10 protein-coding genes are annotated in these 19,076 nt (G+C 38.6%); 2 read left to right on the top strand and 8 right to left on the bottom strand.

The window, feature by feature from the left end; genetic code table 11:
* Positions 1-2 precede the first annotated feature (2 nt).
* The 6 genes from E1140_RS19285 to E1140_RS21585 all read right to left on the bottom strand — a co-directional run bounded on the left by E1140_RS19285 (position 3) and on the right by E1140_RS21585 (position 11,660).
* A complete protein-coding gene (locus E1140_RS19285; protein WP_155188041.1) occupies positions 3-4,910 on the bottom strand; it encodes a 2-oxoacid:acceptor oxidoreductase family protein in 4,908 nt (1,635 codons plus the stop codon).
* A gap of 17 nt (positions 4,911-4,927) precedes the next feature.
* The gene (locus E1140_RS19280; protein ID WP_155188038.1) at positions 4,928-5,287 is read right to left on the bottom strand and encodes a hypothetical protein; all 360 of its coding nucleotides are present in this window, start codon (positions 5,285-5,287) and stop codon (positions 4,928-4,930) included.
* 324 nt (positions 5,288-5,611) lie between these two features.
* Complete coding sequence (locus E1140_RS19275) at positions 5,612-6,190, bottom strand: hypothetical protein (protein ID WP_155188034.1); 579 nt, start codon at positions 6,188-6,190, stop codon at positions 5,612-5,614.
* A 530-nt stretch (positions 6,191-6,720) separates the two neighbouring features.
* Entirely contained in the window at positions 6,721-8,100 is a 1,380-nt protein-coding gene (locus E1140_RS19270; protein ID WP_155188031.1) for a serine hydrolase domain-containing protein, read from the bottom strand.
* Positions 8,101-8,281: 181 nt separating this feature from the next.
* Positions 8,282-9,154, bottom strand: a complete 873-nt coding sequence (locus E1140_RS19265) for an alpha/beta hydrolase (RefSeq protein WP_155188028.1) — start codon at positions 9,152-9,154, stop codon at positions 8,282-8,284.
* Between the two features lie 13 nt (positions 9,155-9,167).
* Positions 9,168-11,660: a TolB-like translocation protein gene (locus E1140_RS21585; protein ID WP_185153682.1), complete on the bottom strand. Its 2,493-nt coding sequence runs from the start codon at positions 11,658-11,660 to the stop codon at positions 9,168-9,170.
* A gap of 151 nt (positions 11,661-11,811) precedes the next feature.
* On the opposite strand from E1140_RS21585, the gene E1140_RS19250 reads away from it, so the two are divergent.
* Together E1140_RS19250 and E1140_RS19245 are read left to right on the top strand one after the other, a co-directional pair.
* Positions 11,812-13,491, top strand: a complete 1,680-nt coding sequence (locus E1140_RS19250) for a histidine kinase (RefSeq protein ID WP_155188025.1) — start codon at positions 11,812-11,814, stop codon at positions 13,489-13,491.
* Positions 13,492-13,496: 5 nt separating this feature from the next.
* Positions 13,497-14,195, top strand: coding sequence for a LytR/AlgR family response regulator transcription factor (locus tag E1140_RS19245; RefSeq protein WP_155188022.1), 699 nt, complete (start codon positions 13,497-13,499; stop codon positions 14,193-14,195).
* A 109-nt stretch (positions 14,196-14,304) separates the two neighbouring features.
* Here the strand turns inward: E1140_RS19245 and E1140_RS19240 are convergent, their stop codons facing one another.
* Both E1140_RS19240 and E1140_RS19235 read right to left on the bottom strand, forming a co-directional pair.
* Positions 14,305-15,954: a RagB/SusD family nutrient uptake outer membrane protein gene (locus E1140_RS19240; protein ID WP_155188019.1), complete on the bottom strand. Its 1,650-nt coding sequence runs from the start codon at positions 15,952-15,954 to the stop codon at positions 14,305-14,307.
* 20 nt (positions 15,955-15,974) lie between these two features.
* Positions 15,975-19,076, bottom strand: a 3,102-nt coding sequence (locus tag E1140_RS19235) for a SusC/RagA family TonB-linked outer membrane protein (protein WP_155188101.1), incomplete at its 5' end; no start/stop codon positions are given.

The raw sequence follows: 19,076 nt of genomic DNA, 5'->3' as shown, positions 1-19,076 counted from the left end.
GCTTAGTTGTATTTATCGCCTCTTTTAATCCACTTTTCTATATCTTTTTCAGATTTATCTGCCGGAAGCCCGGGATGAATTACCTGAGCAGTACATTTTTCTGCTGCCATAACCAGCTCCTTATAAGACCCAGCTTTCGGATCTTTGATATAGGCCTTCTTGTCGTTATTATAGGCAAATACCCTAGGGTTTATGTTAATACATTCATCACAAGACGTGCACTCGTCAGTTTCAATCCAGGGAGCCATTCCATCACCACTTGGTGCTTCGGAAGGTTTTTCTTGCTCACTGCTGGTTGTTGAAAGTGGATCCATAGAAAATGAAGGACTGTTGCCATTCCCTCCAGCGATTGACATCAGCTTTTGAGCCATTTTGTTAACAATCTCTTTCCTGATTTTTTGTTCAATGTTTACATCCTCTTTACCTCCTTCTTCTACTCGAGCCAGGTCTCTAAGCATGATCCAGAAATCTCTTCTTTCTTCACATGAAGCGACTATTTCCTGAGCTACCAGCACTCTCGTTAATTGCTGCTTTCGATCTACAGCCCAGATATATGGAAATTTATCCTCTCGCTCAGAAGTATCCATTTCTAGAAAATCGGTTAATGGCACCATTGAATCATTCCAGGTATTTGGAGGTGCATTCCTAAAATGTTTTCTAAATCTTCCTTCAGTAATCGCAAAATCAGCAAAGGTCATGGGCACTTCCATTGTTTTTTCTGACCCATTTTCCACATATTTTAATTTGTAGGTTGGCCATAATTGGTCTATGGCAGGGTTTCCGGTTATATCTAATGCTTCATGTGTTTTAATGCCTTCATCCGGATTGTACTTAAATATTGGATAGGCACGTGATTCTACCGCCAGTTTAGCCTGATGTACTCCTAAATCATCTGCTACGCCATGCTCTGGCTGACAGGTAGTATAAAGGTTAAATAACGCTGGACGTTTAGTCATGAGGCCGTCAATAAACCCTTCAATCATCTGGCTGGTATTAGCTAAAGTCGCCTGTAGCACATAGGTATTGCGATGTGCCATAGCAATGAGGCCGATCTCTTTTCTTGGCTCTGGTTTTCCTTTCCATACCTTACCATATTGAGCCATATCTGAAATCTGACCTATGAACCCAGAAGTACAGGCTTGACCACCAGTATTGGAGTACACCTGCGTATCGACTACGATAACCTTTATAGGTTTGCCAGAAGCCATCATTCTTGAAAGGTTTTGAAAACCAATGTCGTACATGGCGCCATCACCACCTAACGCTACAACAGGAGGACAAAGCAACCATTCTTCATCGGTAAATTGGTGCCAATTGAAGTAGGTAAAGAACTCATCATGTTCCTGAGGCTTATATTTTCCTTGCAGTTCCAATTCAGCTTTACGAATAGCTTTGAAACCATCGGCCATTTTTGACATGTGCCCTTCAAAAATACCCATGGCCATAGAAGTAGAATCTTGAAACAAGTGATTGGCCCAAGGAAAAGGATACGGGTTATAAGGATAGGTACTGCCCCAAACAGAGGTACAACCTGTGGCATTGGTCATACCCATAGAGGATCTACCCTTGCCAGTAACACCTTCAGTATAATTCCATTTTAACTGTTTTAGCTGAGCTATTAGCTGGGTTATTTCTTTTAACCAGTGCTGATCTATCGGTTCGATTTCCTGTTGTGCTTCGAGTTTGCTGGTGATTCCTGACATGGTCAGGTCAGTATCCATTGTCTCACTTAGGATTTTTGATAGTGCATCAGTATCATCAATGTGAACTGAGCTTATCAGTCTAGCCTGCATATGTTGCTGTAGCTTTTCAATAAGATTCTCAATATGTGCCACATGTTTTTTGATCCGTGGCTGCATCAGGGACTCTATAGTAGCAGTAAATAAATGAACAACTGATTTCTCTGAACAACCCAAACAAGCCCCATCACCACTGGCAAAATTCAGGTATGCTTCTTTATTCAATAAAATGGTTTCTAACGGGCCTATTTTTTCTTCTAAATCATCAATGCGGTTGAATTTTTCAGGAGTTGTGGGTAGGTCATTCCAAAAATCCCAATCCTCCCTCAATTTCGCTACTGATCCTTCTGTTTGAATTATTGGGCGTAACGCATCATCTTCACATACAGCAATGCACTCATTGCACCCTTTGCAGGTGTTTGGATTAATAGTAATGCTAAATAAACCTCCGCTATTTGGCGACTTTTTCTCATGCAAGTCGAAGTATGGACGGGTTAATGCAAACTGAAAATCTCCCAACTCGTCTCTAAACCATCCGAATTCTTCAGCAAGTTCTTTGTTGTCCTTATCCTCAGCCAGCATTTGGTATATAGTATCATGCATAAGGCTGTTGACTGTGGCACCGTTAGTTGATGATTTGAAAAGTGTACGGATCTTGCCTTCCATCTTTCGTACTGCCTTAGGCAGCACTGAAATCTTATCATGATTTTTTCGTACTCGTTTAACTACGGTATCTAATACATCCGTCAATTCACTTACTAATCCAGGTATGGCAGTGTCCGGACAGGCCGTATAGCATTTGCCACAAGCTGTGCAATTATTAGGAATCCATTCAGGGTGTTCAAATCGAATACCTGTCATGTCACGAAAAACAGAGGAAACAGCAGGCATAACACTTAACCCAATAAATGGGTCTGTAAGGTTATCATTCCCCATCCCTTGTGCATAAAAATTACCTGTTTGTTCCCAAAAGCGATGTATGTCACTTAGGTTTGATTTACTCTGTGGCAAGCGTTTCATCATTTCTGGAAGAGGTACCCCTACCGTACCATTGGATTTCGAAGCAGCCGTGTTGTCAATTTCTTTAATGGTAATTTCACGAACTTCTGTGAAGCCACGCTTCACCACTCTCATATTATCATCAACAACCCTTTGTCCTTTTCCTCCAAACTTGTGGGTTAATTGATCTTCTATTGCTTTTAATAAACCCTCATCAGTGAGGTTTGCCTTTTTCATTAATGGTGAAGCAGCAAAAAAGGCCCCTTGAAAGGCAATGCCCTGCATCCTCAATTGTAATTCAGGGTCGGTGGCTTCTTCTCTGGCTATTTTAAAACCGTCAATAAAGTAAACTTGTATATTCTCTTTAATAATAATTTTCTGATACTGCTTTGGTATGTCCTTCCATACTTCTTCAGGACTACCTTTATCACTTTGGATAATGAAACAGCCGTTCTCTTTCAATCCAGCCAAAGCATTAGTATGCTTAAATACATTCGGGTCTGGTGAGAGTACCACATCCACGAAGAAAAATTCGCAATTCATTCTTATAGGCTCTGGAGCTGCAGCCAAGTAGTAAGTTGTAGGTTGCCCTTTCTTCTCCGAGCCATATTTCGGATTGGCTTTAATATCGTACCCTAACAAATCAAAGAGGGTCATTGCCAGATTTTTACCAGTAGTCATGGCACCCCAACCTCCAACCGAGTGAAACCGAACTGTGGTAGCACCTTTTGGCATAAGATCAGGGTTTTCGGAACCTCGAATTGCCAATTCCTTTACTTTAGGATAGGCTTCTTCTACAGTTTCCTGATAAAGTTTTTGTTTCGGATTAAATGCCGTGTTTCTAATGAAATCTATAGACAAATAAAATTGCTTTTTATGTTTTCCATCTGGCAACATATTCTCAACAGCACCTATAATACCTTCTGGCTGAAGGTCACGGCTACCCATACCGAAAGAACCGGAATAGATGGCCGGTATATCCTTAGGAGCGTAACTTGGTAGTGCTGGATATGATGGGTGCTTCGGTGATGCCCCATTCTCCACACATTTAGATATAACAGATCGAATCTCTCTAGCAATTGGTAGGTCAGTGGCTAGTGGCTGATCCAATCGCTCAAGAATCACTACCCCTTTTTTTCCTTTCAATAGCTTCCCGATAAAGTCATCAGGAAATGGTCTGAACATTACTAAATCAATGACGCCAACCTTGAGTTTCCTTGTTTTTCTTAGGTAGTCTACCACAGCCTCAGCACTTGTAACCACACTACCCTGTCCAACAATTAAATAATCTGCGTCATCTGCGTTATAGGACAATACACGGTTGTAATATCGTCCGGTTAGTTCCCCATACTCTTTAAAAGCCTGATCTGCTAATTCCTTTATATGATCGAAAAAGAAGGGCCGTTGAGCCGCAACACTCTGCATGTAAGAATCTTGATTCTGAACTATTCCAGTCATCATTGGATTATCCACATCCCACATTACAGGTATTCTTCTGCGTTTTTCTCCAAAAATTATGTTTTGTGCAGGTGTTGGCGTGTCAATTATATCATCAGGTCTTCCCAAAAACTCTTTGATCAATTCACGTTCAGGAATTAAAAGTGACTCTATTAAGTGTGTGGTAAGAAAACCATCTTGTGCTATTACACCAGGAGTCAAGGCCAATTCAGCAATTCTATGCGAGATAACATTTAGGTCAGCTACATGCTGAGCATTTTTTGCAAACATTTGAAAAAAACCTGTGTCATCAATGGCATGATAGTCATCATGCCCTGCATGCACATTTAGGGTAGACTTCGTCATAGCCCGGGCTCCAACATTCAATACATAGGTCAGTCGCTTCCCTACGGCTGCATATAATGATTCGTGCATATAGGCAATACCCTGACCAGATGAAAAGTTAGAAGACCGTAGTCCTGTCATTGATAAACCAGCTGTTACCGCTGCTGCTGCATGTTCTCCTTCAGGTTCAATAAAGATAAGGGGCCTATTTGAGATGTTTAAATGACCTTTTGCTGCTTCTTCTGCCCAGTATTCACCCATTTGTGTAGAAGGTGTTATAGGATAGGCTCCAGCTGCATCTGATGATTCTCGTTCACACATGATGGCAGCAGTATTACCATCCAATGCTGAGCGCACACCAGGGTATTTGGGTTTATTAGGTTTGTCCATTAGAATTGAATTCTGGATTATTTTTTTAGAATTACCTGACGTGTATTCTCAGCCATTTTTACATAATCGCTAGCTGCATCCACGTTCATCCAAACATCTTCTGTATCAGTAGGATGATACATAGGTGACAAATGAAGGTCTGCAAATTTATCATTCACTGACCTGCACTTATTAAGCAATTCTTCGAGGCTATCGTCTTCGCTATTTTCTATTCCTTGCTCTTCAAGAAAACTAATGAGGTAGTTTTTTGCTGCATAAAATGCGTTCTTACATACGCTGTAAGCTACAACGTCTTCTTCTGGCTTATATAACCCTTCGCTAGCTTTCTGGAAGAATTCTTCAGCGATTTTGTGTTTTGAATCAGTTTTAATATCCATGACTTTTGATTTGGGTGTGAATCAAAAATACATAATGATTGATGCCTATTTTATGAGGATGATCAATGTCCGTTATGACAAATGTCTTGATTCTTTAGGTACGTTAAATTGATCAGACATTAGCTTTAACCGAGATTAAACTGTTCTCTATATCTGTAAGAGCTATATAGTCTTTGTCCGTTTCTTTTGTCTTGCCTTGATTAGCCGTTGCAGAGATGGTCCAATGGAAACAATTGAGTTATATCTACCTGACTTAGCATTTGATGTCTTTCGCAATTTCAGTGATCATAATGTAGATGAGCAAGTTGAAGGTGCTAATGCGTATTACTCCCTATCAATACCATTAACCTGAATCCACTGCTCAATGCTCTCTCGCTCGGTAACTTCAAGTTGAAGTTTATCTTCTACTTTTTTCTGGGATTTGACTATGGCTCTATTAATCAAGGGGTGACTCATTGCCTCGTCTTTATCAGCATTATTTTTTTGTATGAAGGCTGCATGCTGCTCTCCACCAAAAAGCTTAAAGAAGGGGCTGTCAATGGCAGCATAAAATTCCAATGAATGGGAATGCTCCTTAGCACGCTGCATCAAAGTTTGTTCACGGTTTGTCACTGGATAAATTTCCAGCACTATTACCCAATAGTCCAAAGGCCAGCTTCCTTTTAAAAGTGATTCAGCATCAATTAGTAATACCTTGCTTCCAGAGTTTATATCCTTTGAATACTCTAATTGAGCTGCTTTAAGCAGCTGCTCCGCCTCATTTTGTGTATTATCAAAATGATAAACCAGCATGTGCTTATCCAGGCTGATTTTAATCCAATTGATTAGATGTCTATACTTATCAATTTCTGTATTAAAAAGATTGTAATTAGGCCGTGGTGTTATTTTGAAAAATCCGAACATGGTAAACCACTCTGATTAAAATTGAAAATATTAATAAAAGAACTGTATTGCCAATTAAACATACTATTTCATCCTGTTCTCGATGATTTTCGTAATATTATCCATAGTAGAATACTCATTACTAATGTAGGGAGCGCAAATAGCTTTTCAATGTTTGTGGTGGCTAGAACATTTCCGAGAGTGTTTAGACTGAAGAAAACGAGAAAAACCCAGAGCGAAACCCTGATCACTTTTGTATTGAGCATAGGTCGGATAAAGCCGCTATGGATCAATAAGATAATTAGGAAATAAAGGCTTACAAGCAGGGACATGATTTCCATGATATATAATTCCCTTTCAAGGTCTACCCTGCCACCCCATACCAATTTTGGGGACATGATACCCAGCAAGATTGCGATATGAAATAGGATGGTCAAACTTGTGAGTCCTATTAATATTTTAATGGAAGACTTTGATGTCATTTTTGGATATTATAATAATAAAATCCTCAATAGCAGAACTTTATTTATTCATTAAACTTTTGTGCGCACTTACTGCTTCGTATACATATAAATATCAGGAATACCACTTTGCTCCAGACCTAACTGGTTTTTCTCAGGATTAAATAAAAAGTTTGCTCCGATCTCTTCATTGGTAAACTTATCTTTCCCTTTGTATACCAAAGGTTCTTTTGGTAAGTCATTTAATTGTGCGTACAATATATTACCTTCCTGAGATATTATGAATTTCCCTGGTAAACTTTCGCCTGCATATATGCCAACGTATTTTCCTAATTCACTTGCAGTTATTTCTACCTGCTCAAAATTAGGAAGCTCAAATGGTTCATTGAAATAGCATTTTAGTACCTCTACTGTCAGTCTATTGATATCGTAATTTATACCGTTTGAAACTATACCTACAGCTAAATCCTCTTTTGGGAAGTACAGGGATTTGGCATTAAATCCTTCAATATTTCCACCATGCCCGTAACCTACATGGTCCTTTAAGGAAAAATTCATCATTCCCATTCCAAAGTTATCTTCTATGTTAGTCATCAAATCAAGACTTTCTTTTGTGATTAGTTTTTCATCAAAAAGGGCCTCAATAAACTTGTTAAGATCGCCTGCAGAGGACACCAATGCACCCGCACCCATCGGAATAGATAAATCTGTTGGTTTTTGCTTTACCCATGTATCTGAAAAGTTGTAAGAGTTTACCTCGTTGTTATCTAACTTTATTTTGCCTCCGTAGTAGGTCTGATTAAGCTTTAAAGGAGAAATGATTTTTTCTGAAAGAATATTTTCATAATTCGTGTCATATAATTCTTCGAGAATTATTGAAAGTAAGTAATAATTGGAATTGCTATATTCACTTTGACTATTAGGTTCAAAGTCGATAGGATAGTTAGCAATAATTTCAATCATCTCTTTTCTAGTTTTGGGCTCTGTGCGATACTCAAAAAATGCCTTATCCTTGGTGAAACTGTGGATACCACTTCTATGATTTAATAAATTACCTACTGTAATCTTATCTGCGTTTTCAATAGTTGGAAAGAATTCTTCAATGGTTTGGTGGAGATTCACTTTGTTTTCTTCTATGGCCTTAAAAACCAAAGTGGCCGTATACATTTTTGAGATTGAAGCAATTCTATATATGGACTCGGATGTAGATAATTTATTACTTTCAAGATCATCATATCCTACAGATCTGGAATAAATAACATTCCCATGATGTGATAAGGATATGGTTCCCATAAACTTGTTTTGTTGATCGAGTATATCGAACAGACTATCAAGTTTTGAAGCGTTAAAGGAGCTGTTATTACTTACAGTTTTTCCCTTGTTTATGTGTTGTTCGCCATTGCCTTGGCAGCTGCTAAGGAATATAGCTACTGCTAGGACAAATAAAATTTGAATTTTTGCTCTTTTCATTTTATTATAATGTATTACTTGGTACTTTGTTATGCATATTACTAAAAAATATTTTTATGCGCTACAGCTTAAGCTTGAATCATTAGATGAATTAGATTTTCATTCAGCAGAAACCGGACCTTATGCCCTCCATTCTCTACAATCCGAATTGCTATCAATATCGGTTACTTATCCATTGTAGTTACTCTTTCATCAGGTTGGACAGCCAGCTTATACTGCGCACTACCGTTAAAGGAAAGGCCGTCTGATGCGTACCTTCAATAATTTCATGGGTTAGTGATAGTGTTGCATCATTTTTATTTTCTAAGAGACTAATAAATGCATCAGTATGTTTGCCTAACTCATCTTCAAGATTACCATAGGAAACAAAAATATTGGCTTTTAAAGCATTTTGACTCAATGTGCTAACAGGTTGAATTTCAGAAAGGAAAGGTATTTCTCCTTTGAGTGAAGGACTACCTAATATGTAATTGTTAAAAGTATTTTGTTGTGTCAATAATGCATAGGCTCCAAATTCCCCTCCGAGAGAATAGCCAAAGTATGTCCTATTGTTTGGCGCTGTTCTATAATTGCTTTCAATATAAGGTATCACATCATTTCGAATGAATGCCAGATGATCTTTTGCATGGCCAAATTGGTATTTCTCCTGATATTCAGGATTACTCGATGGTTTTATTGAATAATCTCTGTATCTGCTTACATGAGCTCCTGCTTCTTTCAACAACTTATTATCCAAATCCTTTTGCCATGATATACCTACCAGAATGACATTCTCCATTTGGTATTCGGTGGTGCCGGATAGCATTTCAATGTGCCATAGTGCGTCTGTATAATAGATTACAGGATATCTTAATTCCTCACCACCTGAATAAGATTCTGGTAGTTTAACATATAAGTCATAACTTCTTCCATGCTGTGCATCTGTTATAGGGATTACTTGAATCTTCGGTAACACAAAATTAATTCTCTCCGGAATTGTTTTAGGTTCCTGCCCGAAGACTGTACCACTTGAAAGGACACTTAGTAGCATAATTGATATGAATATTCTGATCATATTTCTATTAATCCTAAGGCCTGAGGTTCTCAATTACCTTGGCATCAACCCAATGCTGTTTTCCTACATAATAGGTGCTGCCATCAGTTCTCTCCTTCCACTCACCCCTTATAAAAAAGAAGTATTTACCATCAGGAGTAACTCTTGGACTGCTTTCCTGTATACTCGTGTTTATTAGATGGCCCATATTCTTGGCTGGTTGCCAGTTGCCATCCGTATCTCGAAAACTGATGTAGATATCCGATTGTCCGTAGCCTTCCTTCCTCTCAACATCCCAAATCAGATAGGATTCATCTGATGATACGTAAGGGTGAGCAATGTATATACCCGTATTAATCTCAGAGCTCATTTTAACTGGTATTTCTTGTTTACCGTCTACAAAACGAGAATAATAAAGTGAACCATTAATCCCCTCGTCTTCCTCTTTGTAAACAGCAAAATAAAAGGTTCCTTTAGGTGAAACAGCCATACCATGTGCCTGATCCTTTAAGAAATCTCCATGACTCTTGAGTTCAGACCACCCTGTCTCGGTTCTTTGTCTGTACTCCTTTCCAAGATACATCGTATTGCCATCTTCTGAGAAATTAGGCCATCTTATTTCAGTCTCAGACTCGTTACCCCATTTATTATTTTCATATCGAATAACAAAGAATTTACGTTTATCATAAGTTTTATTCTTTCTGGTGAAATAGTATGTCTTCATATCCGGTGTATAAGAACCTTCTTCAAAAAGTCCATCGGGAGAAACAAAATCAGGAGCAAAAGGCTTAGGGGTTAGACCAGGAGGTTCTTCTCCAAAGTAGCGATCCTTTAAAGGTGGCCGATTAGATTCATATCGCAGCTCCTCAATAATCTTTGCATCTACCCAGTAGATGTCAGCCTTACTTTCATCAATGGATTTGTTGAAAAGGAGATATTTGCCATCTGGTGTGATAGTTGGATATGATTCTCCTCCTTCAGAATTGATTTTATCACCCATATTAATCGCTGGTCCCCATGAGCCATCCTCTTGCTTGAAACTGATGTAAATATCTGCCTTGCCATATCCGCTTTCTCTTTGATCATCCCATAACAAGTAAGACTCATCTGGAGCAATCCATGGATGAGCGTTATATATTCCCAAGTCCACCTCTAACTTTTTTGGCTCTTCTCGCTTACCATCGACTAATTTTGAATAGCGAATAGGTTCTTCGCCAATCGTATCAAAATAATAGGTACCATTAGAAGAGGAAGTAAGTCGCATAATATTGAACTCACTAAAGGGTTTATCAAGGCTTTTTAGTTCAGACCAGCCATTATCAATTCTCTCCATGTAGCGCTTACCTAAATACATGATCTTACCGTCAAATGAGATAAATGGTTCTCCAACTCTTGGTCCTATTGTAGACTCATGCCATTGATTATCTTGAAATTTGAGAACATTCATGCTTGACTTATTATTCTCCTCTCTCCTGACAAAATAAAACTCTTTCATGTCGGGTGAAAATGCACTAAAAAGTTCATATGACTCTGTAGAAACAAGTCCAGGTGCAAATACTTCAGGAGTCAAGCCTGGGGGATTTTGTCCAAGATAGCGATCCTTTAAAGGTGGCCGGTTAGATTCATATTGCAGTTCCTCAATAACCTTTGTATCCACCCAGTAGATATCTACGTTATCATTTTCTAAATCTACTCCCCTGTTAAATAGCATATATTTGCCATCGGACGTTACACTTGCAAAGGCTTCCCACTTATCGGTATTAACTGCTGCGCCCATATTAATGGCTGACCCCCAAGAGCCATCATTTTGTTTAAAACTGATATAGAGATCAGAGTCACCAAATCCACCTTCTCGCTCGCTATCCCAAATCAAATAGCTTTCATCTGGAGCGATGAATGGATGTGCCGTCATTTTACCAGAGTTAACAACAGGTCCCATTTTAACCGGTTCTTGGCGCTTACCATCTACAACTGTAGAGATTCTGATAGTATCGCCACTTTTATAATCATCAAACACATAGGTACCTTTTGCCGAAGCAGTCAAACGCATGATTCCCCAGTCCTCACGGTCAAACATTGGCCCAAGACTTTTGCGCTCTGACCAGCCATCTCCTATTCGGTCTCTAAACCCTTCAGCCGTGTGCATGCGCTTGCCATCAGGTGAAAATGCGGTTTCTCCTCTGCGTTTATATTCTGTAAACTTCTTCCAGATTTTACCTTCCTGGCGAAAGCCTATAACTGTTGGACTGAAAGGCTCCTCCTGAGAAGTAGTGAAGTAAAACTCTTTCATATCTGGAGCAAATACACCCTCCAGCTCCCAGCCTTCTTTAGAGATGATGCCTGGAGCAAATGGCTCTGCAACATTACCAGGAGGTTTTTGACCCATATAAGGACCTTCTAACAGAGGAAATGTGATATCAGCTTCTGTATTTTCTTGTCCAGAGGCTGTGAGATTAATTAGTAATAGTATTTTGATTATCAATCCTGTTTTATAGACATTTTTGATTTGTTGAACTGTAGTTGTCATAAACTGTATTTGAGTTGTTGGAAGTTATACACCAATATTATTATGGAAGTTTTGGAAGTGTATCGTTTAATTTGCCAACTGCTCTATATATAAATGAACTGCTCCAAGAAACCATTAATAATGGTTAGTTTGCATCAGTAAAACCTATTAAATGAACTTTAGACTTAGACAGCTTTTTCATTACATCAGTTTGATATTTTTAATGATATCATGTGCTAAAGCACCTGTTTTTAAGAAATATGAGACGGTCTATAAAATAGGTGATCAACAGACATGGGCCTCAAAAGATTGGGATGATAAGGACTGGAAAAAGGGAGATCCAATTTTAGATGATGGTAGAGTTTTCTGGTTAAGAACACCAATCGATATTCTGCAAGACCCTGAAAGACCAAACCCATATGGCATTAGGTTAGAAATCTATGGAGAGTATGAGGTTTTTTGGGATGGTATTTTGATTGGAAAAAATGGAAACCCCGGACTAGAAGCAACACGAGCACCCGAAGGTAAAATATGGGCTACTTTTATCATTCCTGAACACCAGGCAAGAAAGGGTGAACATCTGTTGGCCATACGCGGGAGTCTTTATTATTTTCCTGATCATACAGGTATATGGAGTCTGAACTTAGATTATTATGATAATTTACTAACTGATAGCCTAATTCAAAATTCATACATGCATGTCTTTGCAGGCGCCTTTCTCATCATCTCATTATATTTTCTTTTCCTTTTTCTGAATAATAAGAAAGAGTACCCTACACTCATTTTTAGCATCTGTTGCTTCTTGATTTTTGCGCTAGCATTGACAGTTTTTAGCACAGATTATATACCCATACATTACAGTGTACATGTCATCAGATTACAGATTATCAGCTCATTTTTGTTAGGTATTTCATTTTTGATTCCTCTCTACTTTAGTATGCAATTTCCCTATCCCAGGCAGAGGTTGTTGCTAATTCTATATGCTGCCGTTTTAGTATTCATTTTCTTATTCAGACATGATGCTTTTGATTTCAAAGCCGTTGGTATGGTGTTAAGTATGTGGTGTTTTTCGTTTTGTGTAGTAACTTATGGAGCTTACAATCATATAAAAGGTGCAAGACTAGTTCTCGCAACATTACTTTTATCAATGATAATCTTTCTGACTTTTGGCTTTGTTATCAGTTTGTATGCTGGCTTGGGCCTGATTCTGCTAGGTATGTTGTACTTAGTGGCGCTAAGAATTAAAGACCAAAGATTGGCTTATGAAAACTCATTGGTTCAATCTACACGCCTTCAGCTAGAGTTGCTTAAAAAGAATATACAGCCTCATTTCCTTATGAATACCCTAACATCGTTGATAGATTGGGTTGAGGAGTCACCGAAAAAAGGCGTTTTATTTATTGAGGCTCTTGCCAAAGAGTTTGATCTTGTTAATCAGATGGAAAACCACACGCTGATACCTGTTAATCAGGAAATTGAGCTCTGTAAAACGCATTTGGAGATAATGGAATACCGCAAGGAAATAAACTATGTATGGGAAGATGAAGGAATAGATTCGTCAGAAAAAATCCCTCCCGGCATACTGCATACTTTACTTGAAAATGGTATTACCCATAGCCTACCTCAGGATGATAATATTATAATGTTTAAGTTGTGTTACGATGCCAACAATGAATTCAGAAGATATACTTTCTTGACCTTTGCTAAAGAAAATAGTAAAAAAGAGCCCATTGAAGGTACTGGAATTAAGTATGTAAAGGCCAGATTAGAAGAGAGTTATCAGTCAAAATGGAGTTTTACCTCAGAAGCGACTGACAGTGGCTGGAAAAATGAGATTATAATCTATTATTGAGGACGATGAATATCTTAATCATAGAAGACGAATCTAGAATTGCCAAAAGAATTGAACGCATGACGCGAGATATTTTAGGTAATGCTATTCAATCGCTAAGGCATATTAACACACTCCAAGAAGCTATGGAGTTTCTTGAAAACAACCCATTGGATCTTGTTCTTCTTGATTTAAACCTTAACGGTGAGAATGGATTTGATATGCTTAAATCAGCTGTTTCTGAATCTTTTCATACCATTATCATTTCAGCTTATAAGGACCAGGCCATTACTGCCTTTGAATACGGGGTTTTGGATTTTGTACCTAAACCATTCAACATAGAAAGACTAGAGCAAGCCTTTGAGCGAGTTACTTCACAGGAAAAAACAGATGCCAGCTCTATCAAATTTCTAGCGGTTAAGAAAAGAGGAAACATCCAACTAGTACCAGTTGAAGACATTCTTTACATAAAAGGTGCTGGTGCCTATACTGAGCTCTATCTAATGAATGGAAATAAGGAGCTGCATGATAAGTCTCTTGAAAAATTAGAACAGCTCCTGTCTCCTACTTTTGAGCGTATTCACAAATCTTACCTTGTGAAGATGTCTGAGGTAAAAGAGATCATAGTAAAATCCGGTAGTAAATATGAAGTTGAACTTAACAGCGGTGAGTTTCTTCCAATTGGCAGAACCAGATACAAAGAAATAAAGTCAAAGTGGGTTTAGGAGTATTCTGATGGCTAAATTGACCTAACCTACTGCAGTTTGCCTTTAAAGAATCATAAAAAAAAGAGAGGCCTAATAGCCTCTCTTTTTAGATTTATTAAGATAGTTCTTAATTTTGATCGGCTCCTGACAAGTTAGGATTAGCGTCAATCTCCGCTTGTGGAATTTTGAAAATCCATTCGTCATTAACAGAAGGTCTTTCTATCTGGAAAGCATTTTGATATAATACTTCAGCAGCTCCTGAACCACCATTTGCAGCATGGTCAACACCTTCGTCCCAACGTATATGATCAGTATAACCAAAACCTTCGCCCCAAAGCTCTAAATGTCTTTGAAACTTGATTTCATCCATTAAAGCGGCTTGAGTACCATACGCAGTAGCGTCAAATCCTGTATCTCTTGTACCAACTAACGCCTGAAGAGCCGCTTGTGAAGCAGCAATGTTACCCTGCATTGCTTCAGCTTCAGCCTCTATCAGATACATCTCTGCCGAGCGCATATAGATAACATCGTCAGGATCAATAGATCCTGGATTAGCTTGCTTTAACTTAAAAGCCTGGTAAGGGTGGGTGTTGTGACCTGATACCATACCATATTGAGCTTTGATGGCTGCTTCCGCAGCATCAAATTCTTCTTCAGTCGTGTAGAGTGGGTTTGTGTTATTAGCCCATCCACCTTCACCATTAGCAGCAGATGAGTTGGTATTTGGTGCATCAGGAAGAAATACTTGCCCCCTAAAATCGGTAGCAGGTATACGATCAACCATTCTTCGATCTGCAATTTTAGGATTATTTCTTATTTGACTACCATTGAAGGTATTACTCGCCAAATAGAAATAAGAACGGAAGAATGTAGTTTCAGCACCTATTACATTGCTACCCCAGATCACCTCTGATAATGTATTCGAATTAAATCCAGAAAGCCAATCCGCTTCTCCCATTAAAGGGAATCCGTCTCTAGCAGCGATAGCTGATTCAGCTGCCTGAGCCCAGTCGCCCATTGATAAAGCCATTCTAGCCTTTAAGCCATGAGCAACATTAACGCTCAATTGAGACTTAGCTTCAGCACCACTACCAGTTCTTCCAGTTCCGGAAGCAAAGGCAGTAATAGCGTCATCTAAATCAGCCTCTATTTGGTCATATATTTCCTGAACTGTAGATCTTGGCTGACTAGTAAAAGGAGATTCTGTTGAAAATAGCAATGGAACACCAGGGTCTGACGCAGGATTACCTATCAAGTAGCCTCGAGCATAATGCTGCACCAATTCTAAATAGGCATAAGCTCTGTAGGTATATGCTTGACCCAAAACTTCAAATAATTCCGGAGTTTCTGTAAATCCACCTTCAGTAATACCATTGATTAGAAGGTTAGCATGTGCAATGATATTATAGCGGTGATACCACATTAATTCACTAGTAAGTGAAGTGGGAACTGTATGCTCATTCCACTGCATAGCATCTCGCCATCCTAAATTATTAGCATTGGCAGTATGTATAAGAATCCCTGTCATATTATCACCAAGAGGTACCCAATAATGGTTATTGGCTCTTGCGGTATTACCGCCTGGAAATACAGTTTGAGACTGGGAGTATAAACCTCTATGTACCCCATTAAGTACTAGCTGCATGTTTTCTACACTAGATAGTGCAGAAGTTGCAGAAATTGCATCTGTGGGTGTTCTTTCAAGAAAATCCTCTTGACATGATGCCAAGACAAAGATAAAAAACACCAAAAACGATTTTTTTAATATATGTGTCATAATTAAATATTTTTTATGGATTAAAATGACAAGTTCAAACCAACAGAAAGGATTCTGCCTGGCACAAAGTCATCTCCAGGTGCTGTACCTGCCAAGCTATATTGTGGATCCAAACCATCTCTTTTACTTTTCACGAATAAGTTCTCACCAGTAACAGAGAGTCTTAAACTATTAAGGCCAATTTTTTCCAGCATATTAGGACTGAAATTATAACCTAAACTTGCATTTCTAACAGCCCAGTAAGTTGCATCAGTAATAAATCTACTTGATTGTGTTTGAACTAAGTCTGGATTTCCATTTTCCAATCTAGGAACATCAGTTACATCACCAGGTTGTTTCCATGCCTTCAAGATATCTGGGTGCCATGAACGACCATAATTACCTGAATGCATCATACCAGCATAGGCATTGTCCAATATTTCACCACCTATACCATAAGTGATTAATAGGCTTAAATCAAAACCTTTGTAGCTTAATCTATTACTAATAGAACCTAGAAAATCCGGCACTGAAGAAGCACCAACATATCCTCTTTGTGTGGTTGACCAATCTGTGGTAGTGGCATGATTACCATCGCCATCTAGAACTGGTACACTCTGATTGTTTTCATCAAAATCATATTGATAATACAACTGATCTCCAGTCTGCGGATCTACACCTGCTGATTCGTATAGAAAGAAATCATATCTCGATCTTCCTGTGTCCCATCTTTTACTTCCGTTAATAAAAGGTGAAGGTATGTCGGTAATCTCATTTTTCAATGTGCTACCAAGTACCGTAACATCCCATTTTAAATCTCCTTTAGAAAGTACATGAGCTGTCAATCCGATCTCTATACCAGCGTTGTACATAGAAGCCGCATTAACTGGAACTTCATTAATTCCATTACTTGGGGCTATTGGAAGTTGATATAAAAGATCTGTAGAGTTTCTTCTATAATATTCAATAGAACCATCTATAAAATTATTAAATAAACCAAACTCTAAGGCTACGTCATAATTTGAAGATGTCTCCCACTGTAAAGCTGCGTTACCAATAGAAGAAAGCAAAATAGCAGGATTTGCTGCATTTGAAGTAATACCAAATAATGGTTGTGATACATACCATTGAGGGTTTCCATTAGCGTCATTCCCTAAGTTATCGTTACCAACTTCACCATAAGAAGCACGTAACTTCAACTTGTTTATCCAACTGATATCACTAATAAATGCTTCTTGATCCAATCTCCAAGATGCACCAACTGAATAAAAAGTACCCCATCTATTTTCTGAGTCAAAACTTGAAGATCCATCACTTCTAACAGATCCACTGATATAATATTTGCCATCATAGTCATAGTTGGCTCTAAAAAAGTAACCTTCAAGTGCCCTATCGAATGTTGACCCGTTAAGACGAACAATATTAGAGAAGTTGGCAAATTCGTAAATGCCATTAGCAGATTGAACAGTAGCTAATCCACTCATATCTGAATCTTCTACCTCGTAACTTTCATGTCCAGCCGTAAGTTCTAAATTATGTATTCCAAAAGTTTTGCTATAACTCAGAATCTGGTTGAAGGTAGTAGATGCAACTCGTCTTCTTGTCTGACTTAGTCTCCCATCAGGTTGAGCATCTCCAATTACTGGGTTTTCGTACTCATTTTCAAAATAATCAACAAAGTCTCCACCATAGTTAACTCTCAGGTTAAGTCCATCAATAATTTCAACATCTCCAAAGAATCTGAAACCGTAGGTGTTATCTTGATCATATTCATTGTTTAACATTAACTCTTGAATGGCGTGACGTCCCTGGTTTGTAGGTCTAGAACCAATATTATATTGTGAATATCCCTCACCATTATCATACACAGGAACACCAGGTGAACTATACACGATATTTCCCTGCAAGTCATTTACAAAAACAGGATAAATGGACCCCATATTTTGTGAGAAACTAAATGGGTTTACAATACTACCTGTTCCCGCTGAACTAGGGCCTCTGGTTTCGGTAAGTGCTACATTGGCACCACCTCCAATGGTAAAACGATCGTTAATATTGTACTCAGCTTTCAATCGTGTGGTTAATCGATCAAATCCGGAACGTACTGCATAACTTTCATCGTCTAAATACGATGCTGAGAAAAATACCGAGTGATCTTCACCACCACCCGCAACATTTACATTATAATTTGTTCTAACTCCTGTGCGCTGCAATGCATCAAACCAATCTAAACCATTGTAAATAACATTAGCATTCGGGTTCAGACGGCCATCAGTCCCAACAATTTGATCATTTGGAACATTAAAAGGGTTGTAACCTAATTGTCCATAAATGTTATCTGTCGCATATTGTGCATCTCCACCGGCCGCGCTTGTGTTTCTTAGTGCCTCCCACATACCCTCGTAATACTGCCCAGGTGAAACTTGATCATAAAAAGGAAGACCTCTAGATACCGCACCAGTTTGTGCTGAAGCATTGACTCTTATTCCATCTTTTTTTCCTTTTTTAGTTGTAATCATGACTACCCCATTAGCGGCTCTAGAACCATAAAGAGAAGTTGAAGCTGCATCTTTCAAAACAGTGAATGATGCGATATCATCTTGATTTAGAGTGTTAATTGGCGCGTTATATTGTACTCCATCAACAATATACAATGGAGTAGACGAACCATTCAAAGTTCCAACACCTCTAATTACGATGCCAGGAGAATCGCCTGGGCCTGCTGGTGAAGTGAACTGTACACCAGTTGCGTTACCTTCAATGGCAGAAATCGGTGAAGTCACATTTCTAGTAAGCAGAATCTCAGAATCAATAACATCGGCTGAACCAGTAAATGCTTCTTTTGTACTCTCACCATATGCTACAACTAAAACTTCTGATAATTGTGTGGCATCAGAAATCATATTCACATTAATAACTGAGCGACTGCCAACTACCTCTGTCACCTCTGTCATTCCAATAAAAGAAAAGGTTAGCGTACCTCCACCTTGGGGTATAGAGATTTGATAATTACCGTCAATGTCCGAGACGGTTCCTATAGTAGTGCCCTTTAGCACTATGTTCACGCCAGGGAGGCTACTTCCATCATCTGCGGAAGTCACCTTACCCGATACGGTACGTTCTTGAGCCCACGATTCACTAAA

It is taken from the genome of Fulvivirga lutimaris (assembly GCF_009711525.1).
Classification (GTDB): Bacteria; Bacteroidota; Bacteroidia; order Cytophagales; family Cyclobacteriaceae; genus Fulvivirga; species Fulvivirga lutimaris.
Note: the sequence above shows the minus strand (reverse complement) of the source record. Positions and strands in the feature narration are given on the sequence as shown.

What these genes read in the sequence shown, in the direction of transcription:
- E1140_RS19270 (WP_155188031.1), bottom strand. Translation starts at nt 8,100, where the DNA reads ATGAAAAGAGCAAAAATTCAAATTTTATTTGTCCTAGCAGTAGCTATA.
- E1140_RS19280 (WP_155188038.1), bottom strand. Translation starts at nt 5,287, where the DNA reads ATGGATATTAAAACTGATTCAAAACACAAAATCGCTGAAGAATTCTTC.
- E1140_RS19285 (WP_155188041.1), bottom strand. Translation starts at nt 4,910, where the DNA reads ATGGACAAACCTAATAAACCCAAATACCCTGGTGTGCGCTCAGCATTG.
- E1140_RS19245 (WP_155188022.1), top strand. Translation starts at nt 13,497, where the DNA reads ATGAATATCTTAATCATAGAAGACGAATCTAGAATTGCCAAAAGAATT.
- E1140_RS19275 (WP_155188034.1), bottom strand. Translation starts at nt 6,190, where the DNA reads ATGTTCGGATTTTTCAAAATAACACCACGGCCTAATTACAATCTTTTT.
- E1140_RS19265 (WP_155188028.1), bottom strand. Translation starts at nt 9,154, where the DNA reads ATGATCAGAATATTCATATCAATTATGCTACTAAGTGTCCTTTCAAGT.
- E1140_RS21585 (WP_185153682.1), bottom strand. Translation starts at nt 11,660, where the DNA reads ATGACAACTACAGTTCAACAAATCAAAAATGTCTATAAAACAGGATTG.
- E1140_RS19250 (WP_155188025.1), top strand. Translation starts at nt 11,812, where the DNA reads ATGAACTTTAGACTTAGACAGCTTTTTCATTACATCAGTTTGATATTT.
- E1140_RS19240 (WP_155188019.1), bottom strand. Translation starts at nt 15,954, where the DNA reads ATGACACATATATTAAAAAAATCGTTTTTGGTGTTTTTTATCTTTGTC.